Below are 15516 nucleotides of genomic sequence, written 5' to 3'. Positions count from 1 at the left end.
GAATATCTGATGAATTCATCAGAACTCAGCGTTTGACTGTTGTATCATCCAAATACTCAGGATAGAGACAGAGAAATATGCTCAAAGGGCAGAGTGAGATTCGTATTATTTGGTTAATGGTCTTAACGATTGTTGCGGTTTCAGCATGGTTTTTAAAGATTGAAGTATTGACCTATGTCTGCGGTTTGGCATTCGTGATGAGCGTGATGCATTATGTCGATGCTTTGCAAAAGCCTTTGATTGATATTTCAGCGCAACAACATCTGACTTTACAGTTTACCTCAAAAGTACCGCTTTATATTTCGTCATTGCTTGCGGTTGTGGGTATGAGCCTGCAATGGGGTTGGCTGATAGGCTTGGGTTTAACCTGTTGGATTTTCTTTTTTCTAAGGTGGCTAAGACGTTTAGAGCGCTCTGTACAGCAGTTACAAGAAAAACTGAACCATGTGCAGCAACAATCTATCACACCAGAAAACAGTACTGCGGTTATTTCAAATTCGACCCAACCGTTATCTGAAACTCATCCTGAAATGAGTTTAATACAGCAAATGAAACAATGGATTTTTCAAGGCAATCCTGTCTTAAAAGCAGCAACTGTTGTATTGGTCATTGGGATTATTTTATTACTGCGTTTTGCAACGGAACATTGGCAGGTCAGTTTATCTTTAAAACTGGCAATTGTTGCAATACTAAGCTTCGTGCTTACAGGGATTGGTGTTTTTCTACAGAATAAAAATAGAAGTTTTGCTTTAGCACTTGAAGGACTTGGATTAGCAGGACTATTTTTAACGCTATTTTTTGCTTATTACAATCATGTCATTCCGAATATTTATGTTGCGAGTATCTGTTTTGCTGTGGTCATGGCACTCACGCTGACTTTAAGTTTAAAACAGCAGAGTATTGAATTGGCTTTAATGGCAATGGTCATTGCCGCTGCAGCACCTTTTACTTTGCCTGTACGGGCGGCAACAGCAGTAGAATTTGTTGCGTATTATTGGGTCATTAATTTCTGTGTTGCCATTTTAACGACCTTGCGTCCGTGGAAAATTCTCAATCAAATCGCATTTTTAATGACTGTAATTGTTGCAGGAAGCTATGCCTTTATTCATGGGCAAACGCAGCAACATGATGCTTTGGCATTTTTGGTACTCGCACATACTGCCATTTTTATTTGGTTAGGTTTCCGTTTTAGTCAGCTGATCGCACAAAAAGATGTACAACAATTTCAGTTAAAACCTGCTTTAGACATCGCTCTCATTTTTGGTGCGCCATTGGTTGCTTATACTTTTTTATATTTGATTTATTTTGAAAAAACAGTGTGGCAAGCCAGTCTGAGTCTAGCATTTGCGGTGTTATTTGCAGTGCTGTATCTATTGGCGAAGCGCAATCAAGCCATCAAAATTATTTCGCAAAGTTATTTTAGTTTAATGTTGATTTTTATTACATTAATTCCGCCACTTCTTTTACAAGATGAATGGAGTGTGATGGGATGGGCAGTGGAAGGTGTACTAATTTTTGTATTTGCTTTATATCAAAAATCTACAGTGAGTCGTTATCTGGCAAGTGCGTTATTAGTTGTTGCGGGCTTGTCAAGCTTATATTATTTATTTGAATCTGCACATTTTCCAAGTTTGATGTATTGGGTGCTTAGTATCAGCTATCTTGCTGTAGTTTTACTTGCCAATGCACATGAAAAGTTTCAACAACAATTAACCTATAGCAGTATTACTTTTTTGAGTATGTTGTTGCTGTCAGCAACCGCTATGCAATTATTTTTATGGGTGGATTATCTTGAAGGATCATCTCAGTATATTTTCACCTTAATATTGATGAGTGGCTTATATGTCATTTTAAATAGCGTGATGTTATGGCGTAAAGCATCATGGTCATGGCTGATTCCAAAATGGATTGGGGTGATCCCACTTTATATTTTTGCATTATTCTTCGTCATTCATCGTAGTGAAAACGGCAGTATCCTCTGGTTAAATACGATTGAACAAGCAGGCATTTTCTTTAGTGGCGCATTGTTGACATGGTTATGGCTGCGTCCTGCTGTTGGTTTAAAACTTGAAAAAGAATGGGTGAGTTTGGGAACTTTGTTGAGCTTAAGCTTGATGAGTTTGAGTATTTTGCCTGCTCTGCCTTATATCAGTGTGGTGATCCTACCTTTAGCATTCTGTGCATGGTGTTTTAGCCAAAAAGAAAATTTGAATTGGACGATGTTTTGGCAAACACGAAGTAGTTTAGCTTTGATCCTTATCTGGATTGTATGTTCACAATTATTTTCACAACAACCTTTTCAGTTTTATCTACTTCCTGTGTTAAATCCTTTTGACTTGATCAGTATTGCGATTTTATTTGGTTTTATTTGGATGTTGAGCTTGCAACTTAAACAAGGAATGGATCGTGGAATTGTTGCTGTGTTATCGGTTTTAAGTTTACTTTGGTTGAGTAGTTATGTGATTTTGCGAGCATTACATGTCTATTTGTCTACACCGTATAATACGCTTGAGATTTGGCAAAACTCGACTATTCAATTGAGTTTTACTTTACTTTGGGTGAGTTTGGCTTTTATTACCATGAGTTATGCAACAAAGAAAAATATGCGCTCTTTATGGATTTTAGGCGGAAGTATTTTAATGCTTGTGACCTTAAAATTAGTCTTACTTGACCTCTCACATATTGGTACATTAACACGTGTTATTTCTTTCTTGGGCGCAGGTTTTGTTATGCTCATCATTGCTTATATTGCACCGATTCCTGAAACAAAAGCATTAAATCATTAAAAATAAAAACCCTCTAAATTTTAGAGGGTTTTTTCTATCACACTTTTTAAGTAAAATTGTGCGTGTTTATAGATACTTATCTTGATTTTTTTGCATTTTTAATTCGTGTGCATTTGTATAGGTATCAACATCTTCATTGGCTAATGCGCTATGCTGGGTAAATGGGCGATCTACAAAACCAATTTTAGGCACAGGAATTTCAATCTGATTTTCAACAAAACGATTGCGAATTTGTTCATGGATTTCATCTTTAACTTGCATATAATTATTTTGTTTACACCATAATGCATAATGTAATTCAATTGAAGATTCACCAAAAGAGGTGACGCTTAAACGCGGTTTAGGGTCAGCTAAAATCAAAGGATAATCATCAGCGAGATCAAGTAATACTTCACGTACTTTGTTGATGTCTTCATGAAAATTAATGGCTAAAGTAATGAGAATTCGTCGTATCGGAAACTTTGATAAATTATGTACAGGCGCACGAATGAGTTGTTCATTGGGTAAGCGTACATAAACATTATCCCAAGTCAGCAGTTTGACAGAAAGTAAATCAATGGAAATCACTTCACCTTCAATGGTATGCCCACGAATTAATGTAATCTGAATGGTATCGCCAATTTCAAATGAACCCTCACCAATCAAGAACAAACCACTAATTAAATTTGAGGCTGAAGTTTGTGAGGCAAAACCCAAAGCAACGGTCAAAATCCCTGCTGCGCCTAAAAAGACACTGAGTTTAAAGCCTGCTTCTTTTAAACTCGCCATCACAAAAATCATGAAAATAAAATAAAAAATCCCTCGTCGCCATACCAAGCGTTGATGCGCATTAAACTTGGTACCAATGGTTCGAATAAAGGTATTTGAAATGATTCGTGCCAATAAAAAACCCACAAAACACAGCACAATTGCAACCACAATTTCACTGAGTCGGTCAGTATTAATATTGGTGAAAATACCTTTTAGATTATCAGCAATGTCTTTAGGGATATTCGTTTCTGCCATGCTGACCTCTTAGAAGAATGAATCAAACATATTAAATAGCGCACCACCTGGCGAACGTGGTGGATGAACATAACTCACTTCACCTGCTAAAGGTGGCGTACGACTTTCAATTTTGACACGAGCAGGGCGGTCATCGCCTTCATAAATGACTTTAATTTGTGATGTCCAAAGTCGTCCTGTACTTTCACTATAAAATAAAGGTAGTGCAGGAACAGGTACATTCATACGATCAAAACGTAATTGATGACTGCTAATATTATGAAAAACAATCGGGGTTACGGCACGAAAAGCACGAGGTCGTAAAAGGTTAAGCTCTGTTCGTCCATCTACAGCCGTTGCATAACACATTTCACCATTGCGATGATCAGGACCAAACCATGTGTCTTTAGGTAAAATTACAGGAATATCAAACAACGGTTCTTTTTGTGCTTGTACAAAACCTGCCACCCAAAGCGGTGTACTAATATACAATGTTCCACGTTGTCCCGCAGGAATATAAATTGGATCTACAGGGCGAATCACCACGGAACGATCTGCTAAACGTGGCATCAGTTGAAAGTGATTATGCGTTTCTCTAAACATATAGCGTTCAACATGCACAGGCTGCGGAAAAGCAAAATGAACATCGTGGATACAACTCCATTGTTGCTCATAGTCATATTGAAATTGAGGACGATAATATTCCAAACGCCATTCTTGTAGACCACGTGTTAAACGCATCATTGTTGAGCCAAATTGCCATGCTTTGGATTGATTTAGCTCAAAATTTTGCTCTCCCCACCATTTCAGATCAGGAAGTTCGGGTTCTAGATGTTCATTTTTTATGGACAAAAGGCTTCATTCCTCTGATCATTTCTTTAAAAAACAGTCTTCACGCTGTCATGCGCTTAGAGTACACTCAAAACAATTTTAATCATTAATATAAGTTGTAATGCAAGTCCTTAAACAATTACAAATACCTTATAGTTTTGCGAAACGGCATGGAGTGCTATTACGTTACGAAGGCGATCAAGTTTTTATTGTCCGTCGTGAAAATACTACACAGATTGCCATTCAAGAGGCACGCCGTTACCTTGGTCGTTCTGCACATCATCAACTATGTAATGAAACAGAATTTAATCATTTACTCAGTTCAAGTTATGCAGGTGAAACAGGTGAGTCACAACAAGTTGCAGCAGGTTTGGAAGATCACCCTGATTTACTTAGTTTAGCAGATCAAGTTCCTGAAACAGAAGATTTAATGGATCAGGAAGATGATGCACCGATTGTTCGTTTAATTAATGCCTTACTCTCCGAAGCCATTCGTGTGGGTGCATCTGATATTCATATTGAAGCTTTTGAAAAGAAACTTTCTGTACGTTTACGGGTTGATGGTCAGTTACGTGAAATTGTCCAACCACGCCGTGAACTTGCACCACTCTTGGTTTCTCGTATCAAAGTCATGGCAAAACTGGATATTGCTGAAAAACGTATTCCACAAGATGGTCGTATTTCTTTGCGTCTTGCAGGACGTGAAGTGGATGTCCGTGTTTCAACTTTACCCTCCTCGCATGGTGAACGTGTGGTGATGCGTTTGCTGGATAAGCAAGCAGGGCGTTTAAACATGACGCATTTGGGTTTAATGCCAAGTGATTATGAGCGTTTAACGACTTTGGTACATCGCCCACATGGCATTATTTTGGTCACGGGTCCAACAGGTTCGGGTAAAACCACCACGCTGTATGCTGCGCTTTCTGACTTAAATGATGGTTCTAAAAATATTTTGACTGCCGAAGATCCAATTGAGTATCAGCTTGAAGGGATCGGACAGACACAGGTCAATACCAAAGTGGATATGACTTTTGCACGTGCTTTAAAAGCCATGCTTCGTCAAGACCCCGATGTGGTGATGGTGGGTGAGATTCGTGATCTTGAAACCGCAGAAATTGCTGTGCAAGCCTCATTAACAGGTCACTTGGTTTTATCTACGCTGCATACCAATACCGCAATTGGTGCAGTGACACGTTTAAAAGATATGGGGATAGAACCTTTCTTATTATCGAGTTCCTTGATTGGGGTGATTGCACAGCGTTTGGTGAGAACAATCTGTTCGCAATGTCATACATGGCGTGAAGCGGATGATTTTGAGAAAGCCATTTTTAAGCCTGTTTCTAATGCAGTTGATTTAAAACTGCCTGTGCCAAAGGGCTGTGATCATTGTTCGCATACTGGGTTTACAGGTCGTACTGCGATTTATGAGATTGTCCCGATTGATGAGCAGATGCGTCGCTTGATTCATGGCAATGCGGCTGAGTATGAGCTTGAGGAATATGCACGTCGTGATGCAGGTTCGATTCGTGATGATGGTTTGCGTAAAGTCTTGGCAGGTAAAACTACGATGGAAGAGGTTTTACGTGTAACGAATGAAGCTGCGGAGTGATGATAAAGCTCCTTATTTTAAGTGTTTTATCGTTAGCCCTTTTAGGATGTCATGGTACTCCCACACAGCCAAAAGCTAAGTTTGAAGAGCCTGAACGTGAACAGTGTTATCGAAAATGTTTAGTTAGTTATAAAGGCACTGCTGAAAGTGCTTATAAAAAGTGTTTTCGTACAGCATCGAAATATCAAGAAGGACGTTCATGTTTTGGTGGGCATGGTTCTTAAAATCATCATGAGAAAACGCAATGAAAAATAACTTAATGACGTTGATTCTTTTCATTTTGAATGTTTGTTCAATTCAACATGTTTCTGCTAACAGTGAAATGTTTAAGGTCTATTCAACGTGTCATGATGATACGGGCTTTCATTGTGATGTGATTCGGGAAGTGAATGGACACAAAGATCAGTTAAGTGTGAACGTCAAAGAACCTTGGATTGAGCAGGTAAACAGAGACTATTTTAAGGTCACTACGTCCTGTGGTAATCCGTGTCAGGTGACAGAGTTCATTGGAAAAAACAAAAAACAAGATGATGGTACAGATGAGTTTGTAGCAATTGACCCTAAAACCAATTGTTTGATTTACACAGATACTGAAAAGTTTAAAATTCTTGCTCGGAAGTTGAAGTCAGAAAAAAGTGTTGATGTTGTGAAACTCAACTCAAAAATCTTTAAAAATTTTGATCTTTACAGCCTAGCGCCGTATCGTGATTTTAAACGGAAATCTTATTTTGATGATCAGGGGAGTCTGATTTTGATTTATGGTTCTAATGAGGATGAGAAACTGATTCAAAAATTTTCTAATCCTTGTAAATTGTAGATATTTCTATTCATCAGAAGGATTTGTATTGTTCACATGAGTTAATCAAAGTCGTGGATCAATGATTATTGATTAGGCGTGAAACGTGAAAAATGGATAAAAAGCCCAACTCAGCTGAATTTGGCTTTTTATTACACGGTAAAGCAATGATTTATATTAGATAAAAAATTGCATTTCGCATAAGCTGTATTATGTTAATTTTAAAATTACTTAATAATGAAGTGCATTTTTAATGACGGAAAATGCAGGAGAAACTAACTTTCTGCTTGTATAAAACATATAAAAAGGAGGCAGAGTAATTGCCTTTTCAGGCATGATTTCAACCAATAACTCTTGATCTATATAAATTTTGGCTAAATCTTGAGGCAAATAGGAAATACCATAACCATTCAGCGTTGCATCTGCGATTTGCTCAATACTTGTCAATGTCAGTTGTCCACTTCCCTTAAATGAAATGTGCTGTCCATCATCATTAAATACCCAAGGTAAAAGCGAATGATCCGTTAAAATTCGGACATGAATACATTGATGTTTTTTTAAATCATCAATAGATAGAGGTATTCCATATCTGTCTAAATAATCAGGCGATGCGACTAAACACATTTTAATTTTATCGCTAATAGGAATAGCAACCATATCTTTTTCAACCAAATTACCTAATCTTACACCTGCGTCATAGCCTTCTTTTGCAATATCTATACGCCTGTTTTCAGAAATTAGTTCAAGTTGAATATCAGGATAATTTTTTAAAGTATTTTTTAGCCTGTTCCAAATATGATATTTGATCACGTATTCATCTGCTGAAATTCGCACAATTCCAGCAGGCTTATCTTTCATGGCACTCAGTCGTTCCAAACCAAGTGTAATGTCTTCAAGATTTTTTCCGACCAATTCACTTAATCGGTGACCTGCATCCGTCAAGGTCAAACTACGAGTCGTTCGATTAAAAAGTTTTAAGCCAATATGCTCTTCCAATTGACTCATACTCTGGCTGACAGCAGATTGGGTAATGCCTAATTTTGCTGCTGTTTTTGTAAAATTTTGATTTTTAATAACCTGTGTAAAAGTCATTAAATCATTTAGATTAATTTTCATTATTCATAAGTAATACTAATGTCATCAATCAAATTGTAGCATCTAATCAACATAATCATGCCTTGTTAATATTGTTTTATCGAAATGAGAAATAGCAGAGACCACATGAAAAATGTATTGATACTTGGTGCAAACGGTCAAATTGCACAATGGGTGGTTAAGTTTTTAGCGAATAAAAACGACATAAAACTGACACTGTTTGTTCGTGACGCAAATAAAATCAATGTTAAAAATATACATAATGCTCAAGTCATTGTTGGTGATGTTTTAAATATGCAGCAGCTCACCGATGCGATAAAAGGTCAGGACATTGTCTATGCCAATCTTGCAGGTGAAATGGAACAACAAACTCAAAATATTATTCAGGCAATGAACAAAAATGAAGTGAAAAGACTCATTTCCATCAATTCATTAGGTATTTATAACGAAATTTCAGGCAAATTTGGTGAATGGAATGAGCGTGAAATTGGTCAATATTTACCGCCTTACCGTCAATCTGCTGATCTGATAGAAGCCTCTGACTTGGACTATACCATTTTACGTGCAGCGTGGTTGATGGACGAAAACGAAGTGGATTTTGAAACAACAGAAAAAGGTGAAGCTTTTCAAGGAACAGTCGTCTCCCGTAAAAGCGTTGCACAGTTAGTTACTGAAATCATTGATCATCCTACATTTCACAGCAGAAAAAATTTAGGCGTGAATAAACCGCATACAGATGCAGATAAACCGTACTTCATGTAATACCCGCTTATTTCAAAAGGATACAAAAATGAAAAGTGTAAAAGTAAAAGCGCCCTATTGGGAAATCGCAGCAAACCTATATTTCCCTGAAAATTTTGATGAAAATCAGAAATACCCAGCCATTATTTCAGGTCATCCAATTGGAAGTTGTAAAGAACAAACATCTGGCAATGTTTATGGTGAAGCCTTAGCCAAAGCAGGTTTTGTTGTCATCGCATTTGATGCCAGTTTTCAGGGTGAAAGTGGTGGTGAACCAAGTTCGACTGAAAACCCCACTTTACGTGTTGAGGATTTCCGCCTCGTCACAGATTATTTAGTGACTCAAAATTTTGTCGATGAAAACCGTATTGGCGTTTTAGGGATCTGCGGTGGCGGTGGTTATGCTTTAAATGTTGCAATGACGGAGAAACGTATTAAAGCTGTCGGCACAATCGATGCAGTAAATTTTGGACGCTTATCCCGAGAAGCGTTTAGTGGCTGGAATCCACTTGAAAAGTTGGAATTGATTGCTCAACAACGTACCGCAGAAGCACGTGGCGAAGCGAAACGAGTCGATGACTTATTGCCAAATTCAGTTTCAGAAGCACAGGCAGCAGGATTGACGGATATTGATGTTTTGGAAGCGACTGATTATTACAAATCTGAACGTGGTCAAAAACCAAATGGTGTGGCTAAAACATTGTTTTCACAATCCGCAGTTTCTATCGGTTGGGATGCTTTTCATTTAGCAGAAGTCTTATTGACTCAACCTCTGATGCTCATTACAGGTGATAAGGTGGGTGGGTTTGGATCTTATCGTGACTCACTTGAAATTTATGGTCGTGCACGTTCTGAGAAGAAAGAGTTACTGGTTGTTGAAGGTTGGTCTCACTATGATCTTTATGACAAACCTGAACCTGTGCAAAAAGCGTTAGCTAAATTGATCCCTTTTTATCAAGAAAACCTTTAATTCAATTAGTGAGATAAATACTATGCAAACAGTTACTTTTTTAAATAAAAATGGTCAGGATATTAGCATTGCTGCCAATATTCATTTCCCTGAAAATTTTAGTGAAAATCAGAAATATCCAACGATTGTTGTTGCTCACCCGGGTGGTGGTGTTAAAGAACAGACTGCAGGTTTGTATGCTTCTAAATTAGCTCAACAAGGCTTTGTTGCAATCGCTTTTGATGCGTCATACCAAGGTGCAAGCACAGGATTACCACGTCAATTAGAAAACCCTTATATCCGTACAGAAGATATCAGTGCAGTGATTGATTATTCAACAACGCTAACTTATGTCGATCACGATCGTATTGGTGCAATGGGTATCTGTGCTGGTGCAGGTTATACAGCGAATGCAGCAATCAATGACAGACGAATCAAAGCGATTGGAACAGTAAGTGCTGTCAATATTGGTTCAATGTTCCGTAATGGCTGGGAAAATACTGTAAAAGATGCCGATGCAATCCCTTACATTCAGGCCGGCTCGGATGCACGTACTGCCGATGCAAATAATCATGAATTTGCAACAATTCCTTTAGCTCCGTTAAATGAAGCAGATGCACCTAATGAAGAGCTTCGTCAAGCTTGGGAATATTACCATACGCCACGTGCAGAACATCCTAACTCACCCGGAGTCGCAACAGCACGTAGCTTAACGCAGATTATTACTTATGATGCCTATAACAAAGCTGAAGCTTTCTTAACTCAGCCTCTAATTGCGATTGCAGGAAGTGTTGCAGGGAGTAAGTGGATGAGTGAAGACTTAGTGAATCGTGCTGCAAGTACAAAAAAATCACTCTATATCGTTGAAGGTTCAAATCACATGGAACTTTACGATGTTCCCAAATATGTGGATGAAGCGGCTCAAGTTCTTAGTCAGTTTTTTAACGAAAATATTTAAGTCGAAATAATATATAGAATCTCTAAAAATACGATGAAATTTTTAGAGATTCTAACATCCATTTAACATAATGGGCGTTATGCAAAATTTTTTTATATTTTTATTTAAAATCAAGTATTTAGCAAGATTGCAACTATTTATTAAAAAGCCAATTTCAAAAATTGGCTTTTTAAAATCTATCAACTTTAATGTCTGATTAAACCATCAAACAATCACATTCAACGTCACATCAATATTGCCACGTGTTGCATTTGAGTATGGGCAAACAATATGCGCAGCATCCACCAGTTTTTGTGCTTCTGCTTGTTCCAAACCTTCCAAATGAATATTTAAAGTCACCTGAATACCAAAACCTGTTGGGATTGGACCGATACCAACATCACCCTCAATATAAGCATCAGGCGTGATTTTTAAATGATCACGGTTGGCAACAAACTTCATTGCCCCTAAAAAACATGCCGAATAACCCGCAGCAAAAAGCTGTTCAGGATTGGTTCCACCACCTGCACCGCCCATTTCTGTAGGTACTGCAAGTTTTACATTTAAAATATTATCTGAGGAAGTGGCACGACCATCACGACCGCCTGTGGCTTTTGCATGTGCGGTATAAACAACTTTTTCTAAAGACATAGTAAATCCCTGTGTATTTTATTTGAACCATTATCCTGTCTGAAAGTGAGAAAAGAATAAGCAGTGTTTTTGTAAATTTATCAGAGATTGAAAAGTGAGATGCAATATAAAATGATGTTCAGTATTGCACTAGAATACGATGTTGCATCAAAGGCATAGATGCACGAATGGCTTCCTGCTCTGTTAAATCAAACGGTACAGTCAAAAGCTGTGCACCTTCTTGATTGGTGATCTCTAAAATCTGACCACGACTATTGCTTGCACCTGCATGTCCCCAAGTCTGACGTTTTTCACCATGCCAACCTTGTTGCGCTGCACCTAAAACCTGACATTGACTATCCATAGCTCGGGCTTGAAGCAATAACTGCCAATGCATTTCGCCAGTGGTATAGGTAAAAGCCGCAGGCGCAGTCAAAATATTGGCACCTTGAGATCTCAGGCTTAAAGCAAGTTCAGGAAAACGCAAGTCATAACAGACCATCAAGCCGATATTGCCAAAAGGGGTTTTCGCCACAACTACATCTGTACCAGGTTCAAAGAATTTTGACTCTTGATAGCCCCCCACCGAATCACCAACTTGCACATCAAACAAATGAATTTTGTCATAACGTGCTTCAGTCCGTTCAGGGCTGATACACAAGCTTACTGTACGAACCCGACCATCTGAAATCTTTGAACCATCAGGGCGAAAAGGGCAAGGCAATGTACCTGCAACAATCCAGATTTGATACTGAGCAGCAAGATGCTCTAAACGCTGTTGAAATTCTTCAAAGCGTTCGGCTGTTTCACGCTGTTTACCCGCAGCAAAACAGACAAAGTTTTCAGGAAATACAATTAAAGAAGCACCATTGGCTTTACTTTGTTGGATCAATGACTCAATCACACTGAAATTTGCTTCAATGTCATTTTGAGAATTCATTTGAACAACAGAAAGTAAAGTCATCGTTTTTCCTTAATTAGACTTATTTTAAAACTTAGATGTTATGTTGAGGCTCAGAATTTAGCACACATTGCATATCGTCTTTTTGTTTCTCAAGTTGCTTCACTAACGGCTCAAACATATTTTGATTATTTTCATTGAGTTTCATTAATGTTTTATGTGCATCTAAAACAGTATGTAGCATTGTATTGTGATTGATATTGTCATCTAACAAAGCTTGTGTGCATACATTTGGGTCACCACAATAATTTAAGATGACAAAAACCTGCCCTAAGCCCATGCTATTGGCTAGAGTGGTGATATCAGGATTTGTAGATAACATGACCGCTTGGATGTGATGGACTTGTTTGAGCTTTAAGCCCAACTTCGCCAATACACCTAAAACTGTGCTGTCTATAAAGCTGGTTTGGGTCAAATCAACAATAGCGCCAACGACGTTTTCTTGCTGTTCGATCCTTGCCAAAAGTTTGTCTAAGCTTATGCAAGACTGGGCGCGTACTTCACCAATAAGTTTGAAAATATGCGTTCCATTCAAGCTTGCATATTCAACATGACCTGTTGACATATAAATGCCATTTGCAGAGAAGGATAGGAAAATTATCACATAGCGCAACTTTATACTCAAGTATTCTTGAGTTAGAGAATAGTCTATATTTAACTAAGTATATGAATATTAGATTAATTCATTCTTCTTAAACTGAGAATAGCAATATCATCAGCAACATGATTCGGTGCTTGGAATGATTGATTTTGCAAATGATAGACCAATTGTGAGAACTGTTCGTTTAATCCGCCATCATAAGGTTCAAGTGCACCATCAGAACAAATAATAAACCGAGCATGTCGATTGAGAACAAATTGAAACTCTTCAACTTCGAGGTCTTCTGTTAAACCTAGAGGAAAACTACTGGTGTTTAAAACGCGAGGTGCTTGGTTCGGCTCAAAAATAATAGGAGGAGGATAATGCCCAGCACTTGACCACTTCAGCACATGTGTTTCTAAATTTAGAACGCCTGCAATCATGGTGATATGTTTTTCAATATTTTCCTGAACTAACATCCCATTCAATTTTTTAATTAATTCTCTTGGGGTTTTTGAGCGACCATGAAATGCTGCCATCCATGAAGTGAGCAAAGAGCTTGTCACACCATGTCCCGAAACATCAGCTAAATAAAAAATAATTTCTTTATCGCTTATTTTCCAATAATCATACCAATCGCCAGATAAATAAGCTGAAGGTTTAAATAATGTTTCAACTTTATAATTTTGCAGTTCAATAGGATTAGGAAGTAATTTTTTTTGTAATTCGGCAGCAGAAGGTAAGTCACGACTGTCCTGATTACGTTTATATTGTGCATCTATTTTTAATAATGAATGTTCAGGATGTGCAGGTAGACGTGTCCAGATCCAGCCCGCTAAAGCACCTAATTCCCATGCTTGTGATAATGCTGTGCCTTCATTTTCAAACGCTATCACAACAGTAGGCAAATTCCACTGATGTTGTAAATAATCTTGTACATCAGCAATTGCAATAATTGTTGGATCATACAGGTTAATATCTTCAATGTTGATCATTTGCAGACTCGGAAGATTATTTAGTACTTGGTCTAAATTCGGTATTGTGCGAGTGGGCTGAATGAAATACATAAAGTTAATTAATGATCCTGAAACTAAAATGATAAAGCTAAATCTATGTTAGACGATGTAAAATAGATAGCCAAGTAGTGTAGGCATCCACAAAGTAATGCCAACACAAAATAAGTTTTACAAAATATTTTCAATTATATTGCGATTATTGCGTTGAATCAGGGTCTTCAGTACTTTCATCATCTACAAATGAAATTGCTTCAGCACCTAAACCTTTTTTCTGAGCGATGTTATAACCTTGACGTTGTAAATAAATATCACGAATCGCAGCATATCTATCACCTTGTAAAGCACCTTCAAACTCTAACAAGCGTGAACGGGCATTAATACCCCCCATGAAGCGATTTCCCCAGATATACCCTGACTGATCTGCATTATCTACTGTATAAGTCAGTGGGTTTGCATAACTTTCAGCAACATAATCTAAAGAATTACGTAAAGTGCTTGGTCCAAAAAGTGGCAACATTAAATAAGGACCACTTGGAACACCATAATAACCCAAAGTTGTTCCTAAGCTTTCATCTTCATTAGGTAGACCTAAACGTTTTGCTGGATCTGCTAAACCTAAAGAAGTTACTGTATTAATGGTAAAGCGCCCTAAAGTTTTAGCTGCACGACTAAAACGACCTTGTGCAAGTTGATTCACAGCATTCCAAGGTTCACTTAAATTTTTACGAAATGAACTGTAAGAACCCCGAACATCTTCAGGTACTTTTGCTACATACTGTACAGCTAAAGGACGAGCAACGTTACGATCTAACATATCATTAAATGCAAAAATTTCACGATTCAAAGGTTGTAGAGGATCTTTTACATCATCTGCTTGAGCAGCATTAGCATTTACCTTCAAATTTTCAACTTTAATATTTTTTAATTCTTTTAAAGCATCAAGACGAGGGTGTTTACTTTCAGCACCTGTAGCTTCAACTTCAGCATTTATTGCAGCTACTTGACTGACTTCAGTATTTTGATCAAGAGAATTAGTAGACGTAGTCTCTACATCTTGTTCAGCAAATACATGAGAGGTCAAACCTATGGTTAGCATGCTTAGCCATAAAAATTTTAAACGATGCATATAAGTCCTTAACGAAATCAATAAAAGCAAAATTGTTTATGGGGCAACAACTAGTTTCATCATTTATTTTATTCTAACAGTTGCTCCTTGACATGTATTAAATCAAATTTGGATAAAAAATGTAAAAAACTTACTTAAAATGACTAAAAAAAGATCACTTGATAAATGAAATTAGAAAACTTTAAAAAAAGGGGTTGCGTCTCATATGAAATGCTGTAGAATGCACATCCATCGGCGGTGATGAAGATTAAAACTTCTGATAAAACAATGACTTGGTTGAATTGATTGAGTTGGGTTTTAGAGGGGAGGGTTAAAAATAATTTTCATTATTGGTTGACTTTCTAGAGATAGAGAGTAATATAGCCGACCTAGCTTGCTGCTGACGAAGCAGTAAGAAGATCATTAAGAGATTATGAAGAACAACTTGTGTGGATTTTTACTGGTTGATTGATCGAAATTATTTTCATTGATTGAT

At 37.5% G+C, this 15516-nt stretch carries 15 protein-coding genes; 7 read left to right on the top strand and 8 right to left on the bottom strand.

Annotation, left to right across the window (positions count from 1 at the left end):
• Nucleotides 1–77: 77 nt before the first annotated feature.
• Nucleotides 78–2786 carry a DUF2339 domain-containing protein gene (locus HX005_RS00075; RefSeq protein WP_286375857.1) on the top strand — a complete coding sequence of 903 codons (2709 nt, stop codon included), beginning with the start codon at nucleotides 78–80 and terminating at the stop codon, nucleotides 2784–2786.
• 66 nt (nucleotides 2787–2852) lie between these two features.
• On the opposite strand, the gene HX005_RS00070 is transcribed toward HX005_RS00075, so the two are convergent.
• Nucleotides 2853–3791 carry a mechanosensitive ion channel family protein gene (locus HX005_RS00070; RefSeq protein WP_286375856.1) on the bottom strand — a complete coding sequence of 313 codons (939 nt, stop codon included), beginning with the start codon at nucleotides 3789–3791 and terminating at the stop codon, nucleotides 2853–2855.
• Between the two features lie 9 nt (nucleotides 3792–3800).
• A complete protein-coding gene (locus HX005_RS00065) occupies nucleotides 3801–4622 on the bottom strand; it encodes a DUF432 domain-containing protein (RefSeq protein ID WP_107006671.1) in 822 nt (273 codons plus the stop codon).
• 100 nt (nucleotides 4623–4722) lie between these two features.
• Between HX005_RS00065 and gspE the strand changes: the two genes are divergently transcribed.
• The 3 genes from gspE to HX005_RS00050 are packed head-to-tail and all read left to right on the top strand — an operon-like array spanning nucleotide 4723 to nucleotide 7027.
• On the top strand, nucleotides 4723–6210 hold the full coding sequence (gspE, locus tag HX005_RS00060; RefSeq protein ID WP_286375855.1) for a type II secretion system ATPase GspE: 1488 nt from the start codon (nucleotides 4723–4725) through the stop codon (nucleotides 6208–6210).
• Nucleotides 6210–6434, top strand: coding sequence for a hypothetical protein (locus HX005_RS00055; RefSeq protein ID WP_286375854.1), 225 nt, complete (start codon nucleotides 6210–6212; stop codon nucleotides 6432–6434). The genes gspE and HX005_RS00055 overlap by 1 nt, the downstream gene beginning before the upstream one ends.
• Nucleotides 6435–6454: 20 nt before the next feature.
• Nucleotides 6455–7027, top strand: coding sequence for a hypothetical protein (locus HX005_RS00050; protein WP_286375853.1), 573 nt, complete (start codon nucleotides 6455–6457; stop codon nucleotides 7025–7027).
• 210 nt (nucleotides 7028–7237) lie between these two features.
• Here the strand turns inward: HX005_RS00050 and HX005_RS00045 are convergent, their stop codons facing one another.
• The gene (locus HX005_RS00045) at nucleotides 7238–8122 is read right to left on the bottom strand and encodes a LysR family transcriptional regulator (RefSeq protein WP_286375852.1); all 885 of its coding nucleotides are present in this window, start codon (nucleotides 8120–8122) and stop codon (nucleotides 7238–7240) included.
• 105 nt (nucleotides 8123–8227) lie between these two features.
• On the opposite strand from HX005_RS00045, the gene HX005_RS00040 reads away from it, so the two are divergent.
• From HX005_RS00040 to HX005_RS00030, 3 genes are read left to right on the top strand one after another with little or no spacing between them, the layout of a single operon-like run.
• Nucleotides 8228–8863 carry an SDR family oxidoreductase gene (locus HX005_RS00040; RefSeq protein WP_286375851.1) on the top strand — a complete coding sequence of 212 codons (636 nt, stop codon included), beginning with the start codon at nucleotides 8228–8230 and terminating at the stop codon, nucleotides 8861–8863.
• A gap of 28 nt (nucleotides 8864–8891) precedes the next feature.
• Nucleotides 8892–9812 (top strand): alpha/beta hydrolase, encoded by a 921-nt coding sequence (locus HX005_RS00035; RefSeq protein ID WP_286375850.1) that lies wholly within the window; start codon nucleotides 8892–8894, stop codon nucleotides 9810–9812.
• A 22-nt stretch (nucleotides 9813–9834) separates the two neighbouring features.
• Nucleotides 9835–10749 (top strand): alpha/beta hydrolase, encoded by a 915-nt coding sequence (locus HX005_RS00030; RefSeq protein WP_286375849.1) that lies wholly within the window; start codon nucleotides 9835–9837, stop codon nucleotides 10747–10749.
• Nucleotides 10750–10953: 204 nt separating this feature from the next.
• Here HX005_RS00030 and HX005_RS00025 read toward each other — a convergent pair whose 3' ends face one another.
• The 5 genes from HX005_RS00025 to HX005_RS00005 all read right to left on the bottom strand — a co-directional run bounded on the left by HX005_RS00025 (nucleotide 10954) and on the right by HX005_RS00005 (nucleotide 15041).
• Entirely contained in the window at nucleotides 10954–11379 is a 426-nt protein-coding gene (locus tag HX005_RS00025) for an organic hydroperoxide resistance protein (protein WP_286375848.1), read from the bottom strand.
• A 118-nt stretch (nucleotides 11380–11497) separates the two neighbouring features.
• A complete protein-coding gene (locus tag HX005_RS00020; protein WP_286375847.1) occupies nucleotides 11498–12322 on the bottom strand; it encodes a carbon-nitrogen hydrolase family protein in 825 nt (274 codons plus the stop codon).
• Nucleotides 12323–12353: 31 nt separating this feature from the next.
• Nucleotides 12354–12884, bottom strand: a complete 531-nt coding sequence (gene gigB / locus HX005_RS00015; RefSeq protein ID WP_107006666.1) for an anti-anti-sigma factor GigB — start codon at nucleotides 12882–12884, stop codon at nucleotides 12354–12356.
• A gap of 113 nt (nucleotides 12885–12997) precedes the next feature.
• Entirely contained in the window at nucleotides 12998–13966 is a 969-nt protein-coding gene (gene gigA, locus HX005_RS00010; RefSeq protein WP_107006665.1) for an RsbU family protein phosphatase GigA, read from the bottom strand.
• Nucleotides 13967–14111: 145 nt separating this feature from the next.
• Entirely contained in the window at nucleotides 14112–15041 is a 930-nt protein-coding gene (locus HX005_RS00005) for an MlaA family lipoprotein (RefSeq protein WP_286375846.1), read from the bottom strand.
• Nucleotides 15042–15516 lie beyond the last annotated feature (475 nt).

Origin of the sequence: Acinetobacter sp. R933-2 (genome assembly GCF_030325485.1) — a bacterium.
In the GTDB taxonomy this organism is placed as follows: domain Bacteria; phylum Pseudomonadota; class Gammaproteobacteria; order Pseudomonadales; family Moraxellaceae; genus Acinetobacter; species Acinetobacter sichuanensis.
The sequence above is the reverse complement of the archived record's forward strand: the minus strand, read 5'-3'. Positions and strand labels throughout refer to the sequence as shown.

Excerpts from the sequence above, each read along its gene's own strand:
- HX005_RS00035 (WP_286375850.1), top strand. The coding sequence starts at position 8,892 with ATGAAAAGTGTAAAAGTAAAAGCGCCCTATTGGGAAATCGCAGCAAAC.
- HX005_RS00005 (WP_286375846.1), bottom strand. The coding sequence starts at position 15,041 with ATGCATCGTTTAAAATTTTTATGGCTAAGCATGCTAACCATAGGTTTG.
- gigA (WP_107006665.1), bottom strand. The coding sequence starts at position 13,966 with ATGTATTTCATTCAGCCCACTCGCACAATACCGAATTTAGACCAAGTA.
- HX005_RS00045 (WP_286375852.1), bottom strand. The coding sequence starts at position 8,122 with ATGAAAATTAATCTAAATGATTTAATGACTTTTACACAGGTTATTAAA.
- HX005_RS00050 (WP_286375853.1), top strand. The coding sequence starts at position 6,455 with ATGAAAAATAACTTAATGACGTTGATTCTTTTCATTTTGAATGTTTGT.
- gigB (WP_107006666.1), bottom strand. The coding sequence starts at position 12,884 with ATGTCAACAGGTCATGTTGAATATGCAAGCTTGAATGGAACGCATATT.
- HX005_RS00040 (WP_286375851.1), top strand. The coding sequence starts at position 8,228 with ATGAAAAATGTATTGATACTTGGTGCAAACGGTCAAATTGCACAATGG.
- HX005_RS00025 (WP_286375848.1), bottom strand. The coding sequence starts at position 11,379 with ATGTCTTTAGAAAAAGTTGTTTATACCGCACATGCAAAAGCCACAGGC.
- HX005_RS00020 (WP_286375847.1), bottom strand. The coding sequence starts at position 12,322 with ATGACTTTACTTTCTGTTGTTCAAATGAATTCTCAAAATGACATTGAA.
- gspE (WP_286375855.1), top strand. The coding sequence starts at position 4,723 with ATGCAAGTCCTTAAACAATTACAAATACCTTATAGTTTTGCGAAACGG.
- HX005_RS00075 (WP_286375857.1), top strand. The coding sequence starts at position 78 with ATGCTCAAAGGGCAGAGTGAGATTCGTATTATTTGGTTAATGGTCTTA.
- HX005_RS00055 (WP_286375854.1), top strand. The coding sequence starts at position 6,210 with ATGATAAAGCTCCTTATTTTAAGTGTTTTATCGTTAGCCCTTTTAGGA.
- HX005_RS00030 (WP_286375849.1), top strand. The coding sequence starts at position 9,835 with ATGCAAACAGTTACTTTTTTAAATAAAAATGGTCAGGATATTAGCATT.
- HX005_RS00070 (WP_286375856.1), bottom strand. The coding sequence starts at position 3,791 with ATGGCAGAAACGAATATCCCTAAAGACATTGCTGATAATCTAAAAGGT.